At 59.5% G+C, this 18,940-nt stretch carries 16 protein-coding genes and 2 pseudogenes; 10 read left to right on the forward strand and 8 right to left on the reverse strand.

Annotation, left to right across the window (positions count from 1 at the left end; translation table 11 throughout):
- Nucleotides 1–117: 117 nt before the first annotated feature.
- From M1R55_RS20910 to rho, 5 genes are all read left to right on the forward strand, one after another.
- Complete coding sequence (locus tag M1R55_RS20910) at nt 118–969, forward strand: hypothetical protein (RefSeq protein ID WP_249394902.1); 852 nt, start codon at nt 118–120, stop codon at nt 967–969.
- 408 nt (nt 970–1,377) lie between these two features.
- A complete protein-coding gene (locus tag M1R55_RS20915; protein WP_249394903.1) occupies nt 1,378–1,905 on the forward strand; it encodes a hypothetical protein in 528 nt (175 codons plus the stop codon).
- 75 nt (nt 1,906–1,980) lie between these two features.
- On the forward strand, nt 1,981–2,316 hold the full coding sequence (locus tag M1R55_RS20920) for a helix-turn-helix transcriptional regulator (RefSeq protein WP_371827251.1): 336 nt from the start codon (nt 1,981–1,983) through the stop codon (nt 2,314–2,316).
- Nucleotides 2,317–2,413: 97 nt separating this feature from the next.
- Nucleotides 2,414–2,569: a hypothetical protein gene (locus M1R55_RS20925; protein WP_249394904.1), complete on the forward strand. Its 156-nt coding sequence runs from the start codon at nt 2,414–2,416 to the stop codon at nt 2,567–2,569.
- A 347-nt stretch (nt 2,570–2,916) separates the two neighbouring features.
- Entirely contained in the window at nt 2,917–4,197 is a 1,281-nt protein-coding gene (gene rho, locus M1R55_RS20930; protein WP_249395312.1) for a transcription termination factor Rho, read from the forward strand.
- Between the two features lie 88 nt (nt 4,198–4,285).
- Here the strand turns inward: rho and M1R55_RS20935 are convergent.
- The 6 genes and pseudogenes from M1R55_RS20935 to M1R55_RS20960 all read right to left on the reverse strand — a co-directional run.
- A pseudogene (locus M1R55_RS20935) lies at nt 4,286–5,049 on the reverse strand (transposase); the annotation flags it as partial.
- Nucleotides 5,050–5,479: 430 nt separating this feature from the next.
- Nucleotides 5,480–7,081, reverse strand: coding sequence for a fucose isomerase (locus M1R55_RS20940; RefSeq protein WP_249394905.1), 1,602 nt, complete (start codon nt 7,079–7,081; stop codon nt 5,480–5,482).
- A gap of 306 nt (nt 7,082–7,387) precedes the next feature.
- Nucleotides 7,388–8,353, reverse strand: a complete 966-nt coding sequence (locus M1R55_RS20945) for a dihydrodipicolinate synthase family protein (RefSeq protein ID WP_249394906.1) — start codon at nt 8,351–8,353, stop codon at nt 7,388–7,390.
- Between the two features lie 82 nt (nt 8,354–8,435).
- On the reverse strand, nt 8,436–9,302 hold the full coding sequence (locus M1R55_RS20950; RefSeq protein ID WP_249394907.1) for a carbohydrate ABC transporter permease: 867 nt from the start codon (nt 9,300–9,302) through the stop codon (nt 8,436–8,438).
- Nucleotides 9,299–10,210, reverse strand: coding sequence for a carbohydrate ABC transporter permease (locus tag M1R55_RS20955; protein WP_249394908.1), 912 nt, complete (start codon nt 10,208–10,210; stop codon nt 9,299–9,301). Before M1R55_RS20955 ends, M1R55_RS20950 begins: the two co-directional genes overlap by 4 nt.
- 1 nt (nt 10,211) lies before the next feature.
- A complete protein-coding gene (locus M1R55_RS20960; protein ID WP_249394909.1) occupies nt 10,212–11,495 on the reverse strand; it encodes a sugar ABC transporter substrate-binding protein in 1,284 nt (427 codons plus the stop codon).
- Nucleotides 11,496–11,786: 291 nt separating this feature from the next.
- On the opposite strand from M1R55_RS20960, the gene M1R55_RS20965 reads away from it, so the two are divergent.
- The 4 genes and pseudogenes from M1R55_RS20965 (at nt 11,787) to M1R55_RS20980 (ending at nt 16,368) form a co-directional block, all read left to right on the forward strand.
- Nucleotides 11,787–12,488, forward strand: coding sequence for a FadR/GntR family transcriptional regulator (locus M1R55_RS20965; RefSeq protein WP_256566040.1), 702 nt, complete (start codon nt 11,787–11,789; stop codon nt 12,486–12,488).
- 272 nt (nt 12,489–12,760) lie between these two features.
- The gene (locus tag M1R55_RS20970; RefSeq protein ID WP_249394911.1) at nt 12,761–15,055 is read left to right on the forward strand and encodes a WG repeat-containing protein; all 2,295 of its coding nucleotides are present in this window, start codon (nt 12,761–12,763) and stop codon (nt 15,053–15,055) included.
- 177 nt (nt 15,056–15,232) lie between these two features.
- A pseudogene (locus M1R55_RS20975) lies at nt 15,233–15,391 on the forward strand (IS6 family transposase); the annotation flags it as partial.
- Nucleotides 15,392–15,504: 113 nt separating this feature from the next.
- The gene (locus M1R55_RS20980; RefSeq protein WP_249394912.1) at nt 15,505–16,368 is read left to right on the forward strand and encodes an ion transporter; all 864 of its coding nucleotides are present in this window, start codon (nt 15,505–15,507) and stop codon (nt 16,366–16,368) included.
- A 104-nt stretch (nt 16,369–16,472) separates the two neighbouring features.
- On the opposite strand, the gene M1R55_RS20985 is transcribed toward M1R55_RS20980, so the two are convergent.
- Nucleotides 16,473–16,787 carry a hypothetical protein gene (locus M1R55_RS20985; protein ID WP_249394913.1) on the reverse strand — a complete coding sequence of 105 codons (315 nt, stop codon included), beginning with the start codon at nt 16,785–16,787 and terminating at the stop codon, nt 16,473–16,475.
- Between the two features lie 620 nt (nt 16,788–17,407).
- On the opposite strand from M1R55_RS20985, the gene M1R55_RS20990 reads away from it, so the two are divergent.
- Nucleotides 17,408–18,310 (forward strand): SDR family oxidoreductase, encoded by a 903-nt coding sequence (locus M1R55_RS20990; RefSeq protein ID WP_249394914.1) that lies wholly within the window; start codon nt 17,408–17,410, stop codon nt 18,308–18,310.
- A gap of 128 nt (nt 18,311–18,438) precedes the next feature.
- Here M1R55_RS20990 and M1R55_RS20995 read toward each other — a convergent pair whose 3' ends face one another.
- Nucleotides 18,439–18,654, reverse strand: a complete 216-nt coding sequence (locus M1R55_RS20995) for a hypothetical protein (protein ID WP_249394915.1) — start codon at nt 18,652–18,654, stop codon at nt 18,439–18,441.
- Between the last annotated feature and the right edge of the window lie 286 nt (nt 18,655–18,940).

Below are 18,940 nucleotides of genomic sequence, written 5' to 3' on the forward strand. Positions count from 1 at the left end.
CCCCCTGGGACAGCCTTAACTTGGCTTTCGGCAGGCGGAAGGCAGGGGTGGCCTGATTCTTAGTCTACTTTCGTTGCGATCGGCCTCCTTGAAGCGTGTCCTGGTTTAGGTTGAGGCATGAAACGTTTCCTCCTGCCTCTTTTATTGACCGCAGCCTCGGCATGGGCCAGTTCGAGCCCCCTGTTTTCGCCTGTCCTTGTCCAGCTTCCGGGAGATCGCCGGGCAGAACTGCTGGGGGCCTGGACCGGCAGTGCCTGGCTCAGCCCGGTGAAGACCGCGCCCCGAATTCGGGGCGGCGAAACCTACCGGCCCCTGTCGCTGTCCGGCCTTGCCACCCGAGTCCAGGGCGGGCGCGCCGAGTCACGTGGTGCGCCCGGTGATCCGTGTGATACCGCGTTTGCTGTGCCGTTCCCGTCCAGCCCCGCACCTGAGACTTTTCGCCTGCTCGTCCCCGGTGCTCTCCAGGGGCGCCCCCGCCCGGTGGTGAGCCTGCCCATCAACAATCCAACCTACCGGGATATCGTCCGGAACGAACTGGCCAGCCGTGGCCTGCTCAATGCCAAGGTGAACCTGCTGGGCATCACGCGCATGGATCTGGACGGGAACGGTACCCAGGAAGTCATCGTGGAAGCCGCGCACTTTACCGACCGGCACGATCTCTTTCCCCCCCCCGTAGGCGTGCCGGGCGACTATAGCCTGCTCCTGCTGCGGCAGGTGGTGAATGGCCGGGTGGTGACCACGCCTGTGGGAGTACACCTGGCGCCCCAACCCCGCTGGGATCCGAGCTCGGATACACCCATGCCCCTGGCAACCCTGTACCGTCTTGCGGGAGTTGCCGACCTCAACGGTGACGGGCGCATGGAAATCATTACTTTCGGCTCGTACTACGAGGGCTACGCTCTCAACGTCAGTGAGTGGAGCCCCCGCAGTGGCCTCCAATCCCGCCTGCAAGGCGGCTGCGGAGTCTGACTACTAACAAGCGCATCCTGGTTGTACCTTAGTACAGCCCATCCCAGCTCTTGATGGTCTTGACAACGCTTCAATGCGCCACCGTCGTTTGCCGACCCGTGCAAGCTACTTGCCGCCCAGGTCGAGGTTCGACATCAGAAGCGGTTGGAGTGATCTTTCACTTTTCTCCTTGGTGGGCTGAGCGGCACGGTGAATAACAGTCAGACGAGACAAGTCAGGATGAACATTCCAAGTGGTAGGGGCATTTTGCCCCTAAGAACACGAATAACTGACAGGGTCAGTGATGTTGAGCTGACCGAACACGCCCAGCATGGCCCTGTGAAACTCATCCGTTCTTTCTGGGGCTTGGCCCTGTTGTGTTCCTCGGTGGTGTTCTGCTCCGCATAAGCTGTCGGCATTGAAGGCCAAGTGAGCAATGCACCTGCTCTAGCCCGTGCCTTCGGCTCCAAACAGGTGCGGGTGTTGTTGACTGGCTTGGCTCAGGGCCACATCGTCGGCTTGGGGACGCTAACAGCCAATAGCTTTCAAATTCAAATTCCGGATTCGTTCCAGCCACCTGTACAACCCACTCTGTTGTGCCCCGGCGTGCGGAGCGTACCCAGCGAGCCGCGCACCTACACCGCCGAAAGTCTGATGGTGTATCAGGCGGAGCGCAACCTTGCTGCGCTGCTGATTCAGGCCGACCACCCCACCGAGCCCACCCGGCGCAGCCAGTGGATGTACAGCGACCGCGCCGCCTCAATTGCCGGGCGCTGCACCGGCCTGAACACAAGTTACAACCTCACCCTCCGCAAAGGCTGGAATGCCGTAATGACGGTCAGCGAGCCGGGCAATTTCGTGATCCGTAATGCCACGCCAGGGCTGCCGTACTGGTTACAGGGCGCGCCCATTGCTGGAGCACGGCAGGTGTTCCCCACCGTATTTGACGGCAAGTAACGCAGGCTGCACGCTCTCCATTGACCCCGCCCCTCAACAAACTAGGGAACAGGTCAGGCTCCTCGCCATCTTTGCATGACTGTACCAAGTGAGGGAAAGAACGGACACCGAACTCAGTGCTCGGAAAAGCTTATCGCGCCGGGCTCAACTCAAAAAGACACGGTGGCAGAGCTGACCATCTACAACCGCCTTTCCGTCCTGCGTGCCGAGCACCATCTTTCCAGACAGGATCTCGCGAATATCCTGGGCGTGAACTACCAGACCATTGGCTCTCTAGAACGCGGCGACTACCACCCCAGCCTCGAAGTGGCCCTGCGCCTGAGTGAACATTTTCAAGTGGCTATCGAAGCCATCTTCTCCCGCTGTCCTTTTCAGCCCCTCTCGCAGACGGTCTACGCCCCGTTCAAGTGACTCAGGCGCTCCCTATGACGACCCACCGCTCTGTCCGCCACGCACCCCTCTTGCCTCGCGCTCAACGCCGTATCTCAACGCGTACCGTGGATTGGGCTTGCTGGTGGTGTTGTTTGCCCTGCACTACTACATCGCCGGTGACGTGGGCTGGTGGCTGCCGACCATAGAACTGGAGCGGACAGCGTTCTTTTGGGGCACCTGGGGGGTGACTCTGCCGACGGCAATCCTCGCGTGGACTGAGCAGGATATCTGACCTGTGATCTGGCCACAGCGCTGGCCAGTGGCTTCAGTCTCACTCTGCCTTGCCGAATCTCTGCTTTGACGTTTATCAAGGCTAGAGGGGGTGGCTCTATTTGGCGGTCGCACTTGCCTGCATCTTGACTCGTCTGCTGCCGACTCTTCCCTACATTTTGTCGGAGGGAAGAGCCAAATTGGTTGCAATTTTGACGATGTCGGCCGAGCTGAATCGGTATAGACTCACGATGTGTCATAAAATTTTATGACAATCTGCATCTCATCGCAGAGTTCCGATTATTGTTCACCCGACTCTTCTCCAAGATGTGGCCAACAAGAACATCCCTACAGGAGTCCCCCATGCTGATGACGTCGCCCCACGACCATGCTCCCCTCCCTTTCCACCAACTCCAGCAGAAGATTCTTCCTGAACTGCACTTGATTGCCGCCCAGAGCGACATTGCTCACTACCGGAAGTTCAATCAGCAGGCTTTGATCCTGGCCATCATGGAGCGGCAAGCGAACCGTGACGGGCAAGTGCTGGCCCGCGGCATCCTGGACATCAGTGCCGATGGCTACGGCTTCCTTCATTCCGATCTGCTCGACCCCGCCTCCCGCAGCGTGCTGGTCACGGCAGGCGTCATCAAACAGTTTCACCTGCGAACCGGCGACGACGTCATCGGCCGCGCCCGCAAACCCCATGAAAACGAGCGTTACGGTTCGCTCATTCAGGTGGAGGCTGTCAACGGTATCGATCCCGAGGCTGCGCACCGGCGTCCCCGCTTCGACGGCCTCACGCCGACCTTCCCCGATGTTCAACTCGTGTTGGAAGAACCTGGTATGGATGACGACTTGAGCTTGCGTGTCGTGGATCTGCTGGTACCGATTGGTCGAGGCCAGCGTGCCCTGATCGTCGCGCCGCCCAAAGCAGGCAAGACCACCCTGCTCAAAAAGATCGCCAACTCCATCACTCGCAACTATCCAGACGTCACCGTGATGGTGCTGTTGGTCGATGAACGCCCCGAAGAAGTCACCGACTTCCGCGAAAGCGTGCAGGGCGCACAGGTGATCGCGTCCACTTTCGACGAATCACCTGAACGGCACCTGCGGGTGGCCGAATTCGTGCATGAACGCGCTCTGCGCATCGTGGAGGAGGGCGGTCACGTCGTCATTTTGCTCGATTCCATCACCCGCCTCGCCCGCGCCAACAACCTCGTGACGCCCTCCACTGGGCGCACCCTCTCAGGGGGGCTGGATTCCAACGCGCTGCACTGGCCCAAGAAATTCCTGGGCGCGGCGCGCAACATCCGTGGAGGCGGCAGCCTGACCATCCTGGCCACGGCCCTGGTCGAAACCGGCAGCCGCATGGACGACGTGATCTTTGAAGAATTCAAAGGCACCGGCAACGCAGAACTGGTGCTCAGCCGCCGCTTGGAAGAACGGCGTATTTTTCCGTCGATCGACATCCTGAAATCGGGCACCCGCCGCGAGGAATTGCTGCTGCAGCCTGAAGTCCTGAAAAAGATGTGGCTGATGCGCAAAGTCATCAGCGACTTGGATCCCACTGACGCGATGGAAATGCTGCTGGGGCGTATAGGCAAGACCCGCAACAATGTCGAGTTTCTGAACGCCATTGTCACTGCTTAGCGCCTTTTTCCGGCGAGAGCGCCGGAGAAAGACTTTTGACGCTCCATTTATTCACCGCGAATAGGGATTGCCAGCCGGGCAATGAGCCGCTGAGATCGTTGAATTTTAAGTTATGCGCCGCAACGTTCAAGGCGACCTTGAGGCGCAAGCTTGCCATCGTTTTGACCCTGTTCCCAGCGCAGATCAGTCCCCACCAGCACAGAAAAAGTCGATTCTATGCTTTTCCGTGGTGCTCCATCTTCTGGCTTCCAGCACGGGTCAACTCGCCGCGGGTTGACCTTCGGCGGGGTCAAACATGTCCCTGACTGATCGCCCTTGTCGCCGGCCTGTTTTGGCCCGTTGTAAGCCGGCTAATCTGTATTCATCTCGCAGAGCACGCTGAAATCGTGCTCGTTCGCAGGACGAATCTCGTATCTGACGATCAATCCGTTCAGCGCACTCCACGCATGCAATTTGAAGCCATACACTGGCCCAGCCGTACTGAAGCCATGACGCGCCCCACGGAATTTGCATCGTGGCGCTCGCTTGAAGGTCGAAATGGGGAGCGGTTCTGAGTCCACAGCACCGAAGTCCAGTGTCTGGATCTTCGGTGGCCAGGTACTTGAGGATTGGGGTCAGTCGAGCGAGCTGGATCCGGGCCTGCAGTTCTGAAGGGAAGGGCGTGAAGTGGTTGAGTTTCAGAAATCGCCACCACCAGCTCAAATAGGGCACCTGCTGGAGCTGTTGAAGCAGCGCGACAGCCAAGAGATCATCGTCCGAGATGTTCTCGTGTGGATGGAGCAGTTTCGGGGGGACGTGAGGCGCCACCCAGCGACTGAGCAGGCTGACAGCGGTGGAAAGCAGTAATAAAATGCGAAAGGGACGGTGTTATGGGCCGTCCCTTTCGCATTTTTTGCTCTACAGGTCCATTCCTATTCGCGGTTATTCGACTTGACAGAAGTCGTCCAACTGCCTGCTCGACTAGTGGTACTCCGTCGACTCTTGAACAAAACGATGTCCAGCACGCAAGCACAGCCACCATCGGAATCGCCCAGAATCACGTGTAGGGCACTTCCTTCCCAGAAGTCAACGGAGTACCACTATGGATGCCAGTAGAAATTGAAGTTGCCTTCAGGTCAAGGCATCACGCTGGGACACGTCCGGCACACGACCTGACCCGATCCCACGACTCGAATTTCCACCTGTATCAATAATTCACACATCCATCAAGGCAACACAATTACTCACAAGGCTCTGGCCGGAGTGTGTCCTGTTTAGGCTGAGGAATCGCTCACGCATTTTCCTACAGCCCGCAGAGGTGAACCTCAACGCCTAGAGCGTCGAAAAGGGTCGCCTTAACGTTCAGGGCGCTCAGGGCTATTTCCCGGCTGGGAGTGTAGGCCACCTGGATGTGGTTGGCCTGATGCTGAGCCATCATCTGATCGCGGCTGACGCCTTCCAGAACTGCGTTCATGATCGGCCACTGGGGAGTGGTGAGCGCCCACCGACGCTGCACCTCTGCTTCCGGCAGTGCCACAGCTTGACCGAGTCCCAGGTCGATGTGCAACCGGCCCCCCTGAACGTAAACCCGCGACCAGACCAAATCACCCGGTCGGCTCTCACCTTTGAGTGTCCCGCCGCCCTGAGCAAAAAACATTGGGGGCTGACGTTCACTCGACGCACCTGCGTACCCACCTGTGAAATGGGAGGCGGGGGCAGCGCCGGAAATCATGAAGACCCAGACGAACCTTCCTTCGTAATCCTCGCCCCACCGCAAGTCATGCAGGGTATTGGAGGGGTCTAGACCCAGAGCAGTCCACACCTGCTGGGTTAGTAGGCCGTCCACGGCCGCTCCCTCGTCGACCTCGTTGAAATGAGGCAGGGCCTGACCGCCGTACAGTACCTCACCAGTTCGCAGATCGTGGACGGGTGGCCGCTCAGGATTGTTCAGCAGCCCTTCAGCCAAGTCACTGGCTGGTGCCAGATCCTTGAGCCCCTGCTGGTACTGGATGCCAATGGCATCGCAGCCAAATTGCGCGGCGATCCGGACGGCCGCCACATACATCTTGAGCTGCCCGAGTGTCTGGGCGCGCGTCAGTTCGGTGGCTGGATCGTTGCCCCAAGCGAAAGTCATCCCGCGTGCCAGCAGCCAGTCAAGTGTCGCCTGCGCGTCTTCATTGGAGACCCGCTGCATTTCAGCGTACAGGGCGGACTGGCTCAAGCGTTCCTTGTACACGCCCAGAGGGTTGAGCAGTTCATCGTCAATAACGGCGTTGTACATGCCCATGCACCCTTCGTCGAAAATACCCAGGATCACCTGCCTCTCCAGGAGGGCTTGGGCCAGGTTGCCTCCCAAGATGCGGTCAGCCGCAGCGACGCCCTGCGCCTCAAAGGGCCGGACATGCGAGCGGTCATGGTTCACCTGACCTGACTCGACCCACGACCGCAGCAAAGAGATGAAAAAATCGTCCTGAAAATTCTCACTCCAGAGCGTGCTGTACGGCACACCCATCTTGGTCAGGCTGCCATTGAGGTTGAGCAGGCCCACCAGGCCAGGCCACTCCCCACTCCAGTTGGCCACCGTCAGAATGGGTCCTCGGTGAGCGCGCAGGCCAGCCAGAACATGGTGACTGTATTGCCATACGGCTTCTGCCACGATCACCGGAGCGTCCTTGGGAATCTGCCTGAACACATTCATGCCCATCCGCTGTGAGGAAATAAAGCCGTGTTGTTCGTGAGGATCCAAGCCATGGGCCCGAGTGACCTGCAGGCCCAGCGCCGCCAGCGCTTGGGTCAGTTGCGTCTCCATCTGAACCTGGGCGGGCCAGCATTGCTGGTTGGCGGCAAGGCGCATGTCGCCGCTGGCGACCAGGTAGGCTTGGGTTAAAGGAAATGCAGTGGTCATAGGTTCTCCAAGGCCAGAGGCCGCAGACAGACTGCGCACGCCTGTGGGGCGAAAAGGCAAGTCAGCAGGAAGCGGGGTCGAGAAGGTGTCCGGTGGCTGGAGCCTGCGTCAGACGGCAGATCAGCGGCTCCACATGGTTGAGCCGCTGATCCCTTGAGGGATCTGTGGAAGCTGTCTCCGCACGGATTCAGTTCCAGCAAACCTGCTGCCTTTAGGGCGAGCTTGGTGGCCGTGGCCGATCGCCCTGGCTCGCTCCAAGGCAAACCTCCGCCTGCACGGTGAACTTCAGTCAGGCGCGGCCACCTCTCACACGGCAGCGTTCTGTGTGGGAAGGCCGACCAGAGGCAGACCGTCTGCGGCCAGGCTCCGGGCAAACGTCTCGAGCTGCTGTGTCAAGCCGCGCTTTTCCTCAGCGCCCAGGTTGGGCAGGGGCTGGCGGGAGCGTCCATTGGCCAGCCCACGCCACTCCACACCGGCCTTCAGGTAATCGATCCGTCCTCCTCCGCGAATGATCCGGCTGAATTCCCGAATGTGCCGCGACAGCGCCTGGGCCCGGTCAATTTGCTGGGCGTCCAGAGCCGCGAAGAAGGCCTGAAAAAGCTCGGGGACTACGCCGCCTGGGCCCGAGACCAAGCCGTCCCCGCCGCTGAGGATAAAGGGGAAGCACAGGTCGTCTGCGCCGGCCAGTACCCTCAGGCCTGGAACCTCCAACAGGGCCAGCAGGCGGTGCATATCCCCGCTGGAATCCTTGATGCCAGCAAAGTTCGGCTCCCGGCCCAGTTCGTCCAGGCTGGCGGCCGACAGGGAATTCCCCGCGCGCTGCGGGATGGTGTAGGCGTAGACCGCCAACTCGGGCAAGATCCGGCAGACCGTCTGGTAGAAGTTCAGCAGCGCCGTTTCCTCGTACCCGTAGTAGAAAGGGGTGACGACCGCCACGGCGGGCACGCCCAGACCCAGGGCGTGGCGGCTCAGCCGCAGCACCTCATCCAGGGTCGCGGCGCCCGTGTGCGCGATGATCTGGGTCACGGCGGTGCCGCTGGCCTGAACCCCCCGCACCACGGCTTCCAGCAGGGCTTCACGCTCTTCTAGGGTGAGCAGGGCGAACTCTCCGGTGGTTCCGCCCGGAAATAGAGCGGGCACGTCCTGCGACGCATAGAAGGTGGCGAGGGCCTGGGCCTGGGCGAGATCCACCGCGCCTTGCGGTGTATAAGGTGTCACGATGGGCACCACCAGGCCGCGCACATGAAACTGAGCAGAAACAGGGTTGGTCATAGATACCTCGGGAACGTGGGAGAAGCGGATTGGGGGGCACGAACTTGCAGCTCAGGAGGGGTTCGCAGAGAGTGGATCCCGCTCAGCCCTTCATGGCCCCGGCAGTCAGGCCCTCCACCAGCTGGCGCTGGAAGAAAATGGTGCCCACGATGACCGGCAGGCACACCAACGTGGCAGCGGCGGCCAGGGGACCCCAGTTGGCCTGCTCAAAGCTCAACATGCCGTAGACCGTCACCGGCAGGGTCTGCGACCCGGGGCCACCCAGGACGGCGGCAAACAGGAAGTTGTTCCAAGACTGAATAAAGGCCAGGATGATTGCGGCCACGATGCCGGGCTTCACCAGTGGCACCGCAATCAGGATGAACGACTGCCAGGGATTGCAGCCGTCCACGGTGGCCGCTTGCTCGAGATCGGTCGGCAGCGCCTCGAAAAACCCGATCATGATCCAGATGATCAGCGGCAGGGTGATCGTGATATGCAGCAGCGTGATGATGATCAGAGAATCGCCCAGATCCAACCGTTTGGCGATGATGTACCAGGGAATCAGAAAGCTGATGGCCGGCGTGATGCGGGTGATCAGGAAGAGGGTGCCCAGGCCCGAGAGCCGCCAGCGGGCGATGGCATAGGCGGCGGGCAAACCGATGGCCAGGCCGATGGCCGTGGCAGACACGCCGACCACCAGACTGTTCCAGGTGTACTGCAAAAACGGCATCCGGCGCATCAGCTGGCTGTACCATTCGGTGGTGGGCTGGGCCGACCAGAACGTTGGGGGGCTGGCGCTGATCTCGACCTGGGTCTGGAACGACATCGAGACCATCCAGTAAAAGACGAACACGATCGGCACGATAAAGACCGCGGAAATCAGCAGAGGCAGCACGTGGGCCGTCAGCGGGTGCGGCCGGGATTTGCGCCGCGGAACAGGGGTAGAGCGGACTTCAGTCACGGTCATGAGCGATCCTCAGCGAGTTTCCGGGCGCGGATCAGCAGCAGGGTAATCCCCAGCACCAATACCAGCAGCGCAATCACCATGCTGGAGGCGTACCCCATGCGGAAGTAATTGAAACTCAGGGTGTAGAGGTACAGGTTGATGGTCTCCGAGCCTGTCCCAGGGCCGCCTTGCGTCATCGCGTAGATGGTGTCGAACAGTTTTAGGGTGTCGATGGCACGGAACAGCAGGGCCACGAACAGGGACGGCATCAGCAGCGGCAGTGTGATCGCCCAGAAGGTCTGCCAGGGGGTGGCCCCGTCGATCATGGCTGCCTCGTAGGGTTCGGAAGGCAACGTGGCCAGGCCAGCCAGGGCGATCAGCATCACGAAGGGGGTCCACTGCCAAGTATCCACCAGAATCAGCGCGGGCAAGACGCTTTTTTCGGCATAGATCCACTGCTGCGCGCTCAGTCCGAGCGACGTCAGAAAGTGGTTCAGCACGCCAGTCTGGGGATTCATCATTGTCACGAAGATCAGCGAGATGGCCACGGGTGTGGCCACCACGGGAAACAGGGCCAGGGTTCGGAACAGGCCACGCCCGAAGAAGTGCTTGTGCATCACCAGGGCCATGGCCACGCCCAGAACCATTTGCAGGCTGACCGAGCACACCGTAATCAGCAAGGTTCGCACCAGGGACTGCAGGGCGCGCTGATCACGCAGCAGCTCAACGTAATTGGCCAGCCCGATAAATTTCGGAGGATTGGGGCTGGTGATGACCCAGTTGGTCATCGACTGGTACAGGGTGTATCCCAGAGGAAAAGCAATGACGATGACTGTCAACAGCAGTGCGGGGAGCACAAACAGCATGGGGACAGTGGGCCAGCGCTTCAGGCGCCGGATGGGTTTGCCAGGCAACGGCGTGGTGGTCATCTCATTGCTTGGCGCTGTTCAGCGCGGTCTGGAAGTCTCGGCTGGCCTGATCGAGCGCAGGTTTGACGGCAGCTCCCTGAATGGCCTGAACGATCGCAATACCGACGGTGTCGCGCATCTCCTGAACCGGGGGTACTTCCGGAAAGGCAGGTTTGGCCACTTTGAGGGCGTCAAAGTAGGTTTTGGCCCAGGGGATAGTGTCCAGCGGCTTATTGCTGGCGGTAGTCCAGCTGGATTGGCGGGGCGAGGTCACGCCGTTTTCCACCAGATTCTTGTCGAAGGCGCGGTTGGTCGCCCACTGCATGAACAAAAAGGCGGCGTCCTTGTTGCCACTGCGCGAGGACATGGCCAGGGCGTTGTAGGTCGCCGGGGCCAGTTTTCCCGGCAACACAGCGTAACCCACCTTCCCGGCGACCTTGGACTTAGTTTTGTCTTCCAGTTGAACCGCGAAGCCGATGCCGTCGTTGAACATGGCCAACTGCTCTTGCTGGAAAAGCCCGAGGACTTCACTCCAGTTGTAGCTGACCACGCTGGGCGGGGCATACTTTTTGAGCATTCCGCTATACCAGTTGAGTGCCTTGACTGCTTGAGCACTGTTGACGGTGGAGTTGCCCTTGCTGTCGACCCATTTGCCGCCGAACGCCTGCAGCGGAAACGCGAAGGCGTAAGCATTGGCATTCTTGAGTCCGCGGGCCGCGTAGCCGTACATCTTGCCAGGAACGTGCAGTTTTGCAGCGGCCGCTTCCAGTTCATCCAGGTTGGTAGGCACCTTCAACCCGGCCTGCGCAAAAAGGTCTTTGCGGTAATAGAGCACCTGCACGTCCGCTTTCCAAGGCAGACCAATAATTCGGCCATCGGCCGTTTTGACCGCAGTGCGCGCCGAGGTGAAAAAATCATCGAAGCGGTAGGAGGGATCAAGCTTGCCTGCCACCATGTACTTGTTGAGAGGTTCGTACCAGCCTGCCTGGGCGAAGCGGGCCTTTTCGACCGTCAGACTGGAGTCGAACACGTCAACCGTTCGGCCGCCGGACGCAAAGTCGATGGCCAGTTTCTGGCGGGCCTGCTGCTCAGGCAAGACGCTCAAGTTGACCTGCATCCCGCTCAGCTTCTCAAACTCGCCCACTCGGTCTTGCAGGATGTCGGACCAGGGGCTTTTTACCACGCTGACGGAGATGGTCTTACCTTGTTGGGCCTTCCAGTTGAAGGTCTGTGCTTGAGCATTGGAGATGGCGCTCAAGCTACACAGCGTTAAAGCAGCAGTCAAAGTCAGGACAGGGCGCAACATATTAGACCTCCAAAACAGAAAGAGACGTAGGCGGCCTATGGGGGTAACCCCAGCCTTAGACCGACACCAGAAGCGGCACTAGATTAAACGTAGTATCTTTATACTGAATCGGAAGCCTTTTGTCAAATCAAAAATTCACATCTTTAGCGCATCAAGCGTGGGTTCAGCCGAGACTATAGGCCTAAGACCATCGGCCAAAAATTAGAATAGGTCATACCTTTCTGGACAAAAGGCCTGTAGATGGCATAAACTAGGAACGTGACCACCAAAAGCCTCAGTCGCCGCCACCTGGTGCAGTCGGAACTGACGCGTCGGATTGTGACCGGACACGTCTTGCCGCTGACACGTCTTCCGAAGGAAACCGAGCTGGCCGAAGAATTTGATGTCAGCCGCGTCGTCATCCGCGAAGCGATGAAAGTCTTGGCAGAAAAGGGACTGGTCGAGATTCAGCAGGGACGAGGAACTACAGTCAATCCAGCCCACTGCTGGAATCCCATGGATCCGCAGGTGCTGATGCATCTTGGCCAAGGTTCATCTTTTTACACGCTCCAAGCTGAGCTTCTCGAAGCGCGCATGGTGTTTGAAATCAAACTGGCCGGCTTGGCCGCCACGCGCATGACCGACCGTGACCTGGGGCACATCGAGTCTTTGCTGCGTACCATGGATCATTATCTGGACGACCCCGAACGGTTTTCTGAGCTCGACGCAGCGTTTCACGTTGCGCTGATCAAGGGGGGGAAGAACACGATTTTGGCCAAGCTGTTGGAACCGGTGCATGAACTGCTTAAGGTCGGCTTCCGGCAAACCATCCTCGAACCTGGGGCGGCGCAGCAGGCCCAAGTGTTCCACTGGGCCATTTACGACGGCCTGAAGCGGCGGGATCCCGTGGCCACGCAAGACGCAATCCAACGACATCTGATCCGCGCTCAAGAAAATCTGCAGGCTCTGGGCGAGTGGCTGAGCACGGCGCCCACAGTGGAGGCTGGCCGATAGCTGCAGAGAGTCAACGGACTCCCAATAGGTTGCCAGAACTCCCCAACCAGCGTTCCCGCTCCCATCAGAAGGAACAATCAGAAGCACGCGTTCCAGATGCGTTGAACAGTCCCGGCAGGGATGGCCTGATTCTCAAGCCAGCTCTAAGTTCCTCCTGTCCTGGGCCAAGTTAAGGCAACACAACGCCGTGTAACCGTTAATGTCATGCCGATGTACTTCAAGCGACAGACAGCGTCCGGACTAACCCGGATCACTCTAGGCTGGCAAACCACATGAAGTGGCTGGTGGGAATGCTGCTGGTGACGGGACAGCTGGCCTCAACAGCGCCAGCTGTTGTGGTACGGACGAAGCTCGTGCCGGTCTGTGTGACTGCGCTCTATCAGGGGTGTGGTCTGGTGGACCGGGAGGGCAACTGGAAGGTCAGGCCCTGGTACAGCGAAATTTATCAGAATGGCGAAGGCTGGACTGTGCGAAGGCATTCGGGGCTTACCGGATGGCTTGACGCCAACGGCAGAGTCGTCATCACGCCACGGTTTGAGTCCATTGCCGCGTTTGTCGGTGGGTTGGCACCCGCCAAGCTGCCCGGCGATGACGCAAAGTACGGTTATATCGACGCCTCGGGCCGCTGGGTCATTCAGCCAAGGTTTGATCAGGCTGAAGAATTGAGTGAGGGCCTTGCAAGTGTGCGGTGGACCGAAGGTGAACGCGAGCGCTCCGGCTACCTGGATCCGCAGGGTCAAATGATTTTCTTGACCCCAGAAGCGACCGATGAACCATTCGTAGATGGACGCACCACTGTGATGAGCCGAACTTCCGATGCTGCCCCGACTATTTGCAAAGGTATTGACCGCAAAGGCCGTGAACTGATCCGGATCACTGGCAAGGACAGCTGCAACGTAACAGTCGTGCCGCGTGGCGGATGGATTCTGGACAGCGACGATACCGCCCGTCTGGTCGACGGCCACCTCAAGACGCTGCTCAAGGTACGAGGCGAGGAGGCGCACATTCACGGTGACCCGGAAGGCCGCCCTACCACCGGCCTGGGTGTCTTCGGTACAGGCGCAGGTGAAGGCCTGATCGACCTACGGACAGGCCGGGTGCTTATTGCGCCGCGCAAAGGGCAATTCTTGGGGTTTCATGGGGAAGGCCGCGTGTCTTATCAGGAGGACAGGAACGGAGAGAAGGTGTACGGGTTTCTGGATTATTCAGGTCGTCCGGTCATCCCGGCGCAGTATGCCAGCTCGGATCAATTTTGGTACGGCCGCGCGGTGGTGACCACGGCCGACGAAGCGCCGGTGGTGCTGAACCTGAAGGGACAGGAACTCGCCAGTTTCAAGGCGCTCCGCCCGGTAAGTATTGACCTTGATCCCTGGAAGGATGATGCCCAGAGCCCGGTGCGCCGCGACGTGGCCCGGGTCATCACCGATGAGAAGGAAGAAGTGTGGACTGACCTTGATGGACGTCCGTTTCTGCAGGTGCGTGGCAGCAAGCGTTGTGCCATTGACGAGGTGTTCAACCGGAAGGGACAGCAGATCTGGCCGACGGATAGTGCCGCCGTCTGCCGGGTCAATGGGGCGGGACTGACAGAACATGACAAGCTGAGCGGGGCAGAGAAAGCTTTACTGGCGCACAAGCATGCATTTGAACGTGAGCGTCTGGATGATGAGGCGCTGCTGCACAAGCAGGGCAAGGTTCCCGTGTTTGAGCGGATGATGCCCCCCGAACAACGGCGAATGGGAATGCTGGTTCGGAACGCCGCTTGGTTGAATGGCCCACGTGAACTCTCACTGGGTCAGGGCGTGCGCCTGTCCCTGCCTGCTGGTCACCGTTACCTGCCGCCGGAGGCTGTGCTGGCGCTGAGACGCAAGCTGAGAGCAGTGGCTTCACCTGCTGCCCCGGAAGCTGCACAAGGAGAGCGTTTTGTGAGCACCGCTTGGGTCCTCGGTCCACATGAGCACTGGCGCACGGAGGTCTCTGTGGTAGGGCGGGGGTATCTGGCTCTGGAAGCAGCGCTGCCAAGCCCGGACGAGTTGCTAAAAACCATGAAGCTCTATAACACCGGAATGTGGGCCGATAGCACCAGCAGTCCAGTTTTCCAGTCCCTGAGCTGGCTGCGCCTTCCTGAGCTTGACAGGGGGCAGGCACGTCTCACATACGGCTTCAGTGACAGACACCTTGAAGCGAGCGGACGTCAGGACACCCTTCATGTGGCGCTGTTCGGGCGCAGTAAAGTGGTGGTTCTCTCTACGGTGTGGCAATCCCCCCCTCAGACACTGCATTTCGAGCTTTTTCAGGCAGACGTTCTGAAACTCAGCAAGCATATTCAGTTCTTACCCGGGCACCGTCACCAGGACTACCAGCAAGGGGACGCTGTAGCCCCTGTGGCTCTAGAGACGCTGATCACTGGCCCCCAGCCAGAAGAACTGTCCAGAGTGGGGGAGAGCATTGGCCGCCTAGAGCAGAAGCGTCAGAACCGGATCAATGGAAGACTGCTCGGGCTGCTGGTGATCCTTGTTGCAGCAGCCTTGGTGTTGACCACGAGGTTCAGTCGCAGCCGCTTGCCGTAGAACGATGTGTCGACAGGCTCTGCACCTCTTGCAAGACGAGTGGCGACTTCAGCCTATAAGCGACCTCGGCTCGACTGTTGGTCGATTTGACGAGCTTCGCAAAGAGTGGCAAGTTCAGCGAACTTGCTGATTGGATGGTTATGTTGCCTTAATCGGTTCGGGGTAGGCTGACCCGCCGTGACCGACCTCAAGCCCTACCGCCACCGATTCCCGATGACGATCATCCTGCACGCTGTGTGGCTTTACCACCGCTTTCCCCTGAGTGACCGAGACGTGCAGCAATTCCTGCACCAACGCGGCATTGAGGTCAGTCATGAAGCCCTCCGAGAATGGTGCTCAGCGCGCTGTGGACATTTTCCTCCCTTCAGCTTGCCCATCGGACATACTTCGCGCACGCTTCGGCGGGAGTCGAGCTCCCCATCAGTTGCGCCGCCCCGTACACTCTGGCAATGACCTCTGAACAGCAGGAGCAGGCCGCCTGGCGGGTGACCCTCGCCAACATCATCTACAACACCGACACCCCTGCCGGACGTTCGTTCGACCTGCTCCTTATCGTCGCCATTGTTTTGAGTGTTCTGGTGGTCATGTTGGAAAGTGTGGTGGGCATTCGGGCAGCGTACGGCCCACTGCTGCGCCGCATCGAATGGATCTTGACCGGACTGTTTACCCTCGAATACATCCTGCGGCTGATCGCGGCACGCCGAGCGTCACACTATGCCCGCAGCTTTTTTGGGGTCGTTGATCTGCTCTCGATTGCTCCGGCCTACCTCATCCTCTTCGTTCCAGGGGCACAAGCCCTGCTGATCGTCCGGGTGCTGCGGCTGCTGCGGCTGTTCCGCATTCTCAAATTGGCCCGTTACCTCTCCGAGGCCAGTGTCCTCACGCAGGCACTGCAAGCCAGCTTGCCCAAAATCACCGTGTTTCTGGCTGTCGTCGTCACGTCGGTGATTGTGATTGGAACCCTGATGTACGTTGTCGAAGGCCCACCCTACGGCTTTACCAGTATCCCCACCAGCATTTACTGGGCGATTGTTACGGTCACCACCGTCGGCTACGGTGACATTGCCCCAAAAACGCCGCTGGGCAAAGGGCTCGCCTCTCTGGCGATGATCTTGGGGTACGCCATTATTGCCGTGCCGACTGGCATCGTCACCGTGGGGCTCTCGCAGGCTCAGGCCCGGCAGCGGGAGCGGGAGCGCGAAGACTGGGTCTGTGGGCGCTGCGGTCTGTCTGGTCATGCCACGGATGCCCGCTATTGCCGCCGGTGCAGTGAAGTTCTCCCCAGCGGCAAGAAGGATGCCGAACGCCCTTAGGGCAGTGGTCAGGAAAGTTGTTGATGTTGACTGAACAGAGAGGGTCTGAGGCATGGTGCGCTGCCCGGCTACCGGGTGCAAGACCTCAATTTGACGCCTAGAAGCTAGAGGAGGGTGTGGCGTGTAAAGCCGCTCGGGCCTTTGGGCGGCAACCCCTTCACCAGTTCCGCCTGAACGAGCGCGTCCACGTCCTCTGTCACTTGTTGCTGGGTCTTCTGTTTCCACTTCAGCGCCACAAAAGGCAACTCGACCCCTGCAAGCGTCGCCGTGTTGAGCTGATAACACTTGACGGTAACGATCACGACATCCGGTTCCTTTGCTGGCCAGCCTTCCACGTACACGGTACAGTCCGCGGGCAGGCGCTCTTCGAGGTCTTGCTTGAGCTGTTGCAGGAGGACAGGGAGTCTTCGGGAGGGCATGTCCAGCAGCTTAAAACCAAATAGCCCACGGCTGTCTGATGGAGTCCGTCAGGAGGGCAGCCGAGGGAGTTGACCAGCCCCACGCAGGGGACGAGGTCTGGCCCTTCACGGGTCAGGCGTCAGGTCACGCAGATGCATACGAGGGTAAAGCATAAACGCCCCCACCCACAGCCGAAGCTGGGGGCGAGTGCTGAGAGCACAACTGATTCCTCGACTGGTGGTGCGTTTCATGCTCTGGGGTCGCCCACACTTGCCTCTAAACTCCCTTCCGCTCCATTGGCCTGCTGTACTTACGCCGAGGCAAGCCATACGGATCTCATCGCTTGAGCGTGCCCCCGTAGTGGGGGATGTTCACTGCCTCTTCTCTGGTCAGCCCGGAGCGCAGGGGCTCAGAACCGGCTCTTGGCAGACTACCTGTTACCAGGGCCGCCACTTGGCCCTGGAATCACGTTTGCCCGCGCCCTCACCCGTGAGCTATCGACCATGAGGACTGAAGACGGACAAGACAGAGAACCCGAGCTAATTTAAAGGCTTAACGCATGGGGTCTAAACGGGGCCTTGAACCCGCTGGCATCTGCCGGCAGATGGGAGCCCATAGCCTCGGGCACAGGAGGCACCACATGACCGATCCAGTGAAAAACCAATACGAAATGCGCGATCCTCGCGAGCAATATCCCAAGCCCCCCTTTCCAGAGCAGCCCCAATCCGCCCCCGGCTTGGCACAAAAGATGACGCCCACACCCGATCACGGTGAGACGAGTTATCAAGGCTTTGGCCGTTTGAAGGGCCGCAAAGCCTTAATCACGGGTGGAGACTCAGGTATTGGCCGGGCCGTGGCAATCGCTTATGCCCGGGAAGGTGCAGATGTTGTCATCAACTACTTGCCTTCTGAAGAAGCTGACGCTCAGGAAGTCATTGAGTTGATTCAGGAAACTGGCCAGAAGGCCGTCGCCATTCCCGGCGACCTCAAAGACGAAGCGTTTTGTCAAGAGTTGATTGAGCGCACCGTGCAGGAACTGGGCGGGCTGGACATTCTGGTGAGCAACGCAGGACGGCAGACCTTTCAAACGTCCATTGCGGACATCACCACAGCCCAGTTTGACGAAACCTTCAAGGCGAACGTTTACGCCTTGTTCTGGCTGACCAAAGCGGCCGTCCCTCATATGAAACCGGGGTCGACCATCATCACTACATCCTCAATCAATGCCCGTCAACCGTCAGAGACGCTGCTGGATTACGCGTCCACCAAGGCAGCCATCGCCGCCTACACGCAGGCCTTGTCGGGTCAGTTGGCCGAGAAAGGTATCCGTGCCAATACGGTGGCTCCTGGTCCCTTCTGGACCGTTTTGCAGCCCAGCGGTGGGCAGAGTCAGGAGAAAGTGAAGGAATTTGGCTCGGATGTCCCGTTGGGTCGCCCGGGTCAACCCGCCGAAATCGCCCCTATCTATGTGCTGCTCGCCTCACAGGAGTCGAGCTACATGACGGGCGGCTTATACCCTGTCACAGGCGGGGAATTGATGTAGTTCAAGGGAGCCGAAGCCCTCAAGAAGCAGGCAGTTAACGAAAATCTAACCCCCACCAATTCGGTGGGGGCTTGTTCTTGGAGGCAGTGATGAAGGGGAGCAGAGTGAGCGCATTGTTGTTTGCCGTCCTACTCGCGCCAATGCACCGCCCAGTCTCCCGTAGGATCGTCGCGCTTGGCCTCGACCCGCCGCCCGTCCGGCAAGGCCCAGACATCCACTTCCTCACCGTGACGTTTCCACCAGTGCCGGGGCCTCACGTGCCTCCCGACTCGTCGCACCGGCTGATCCGCTTCGTTGGGGAGGCCTGTGAGCAGGCCCAGATTGCCTTGAGAAACCAAATTCATCCCTTCAGTGTGGCGTGCCGCTCTCACACGGGTGTCACGCAGCTGGCTGGCAGTGGGGGCAAATTACCCCCATCCCATGCTTAGTTTCCCCGTGCTTGCTGAAGTACCAGCAGCAATGCAATGTCTATGCCTAGAAACATATGGGAGAGTGCAGTGACCCAGCGGCTTGGCAGTTGCTTACGTTGTCGTTTCCATAGTTTGGTCTTCTTGCGCGGCATGGATTCGACAACTTAGCACTGGTGGGAGGGTCGGAGGATTACGCACGGGTCTTGGCTCCACAGGAGGG

The sequence above is a fragment of the Deinococcus sp. QL22 genome, from assembly GCF_023370075.1.
GTDB lineage: Bacteria > Deinococcota > Deinococci > Deinococcales > Deinococcaceae > Deinococcus.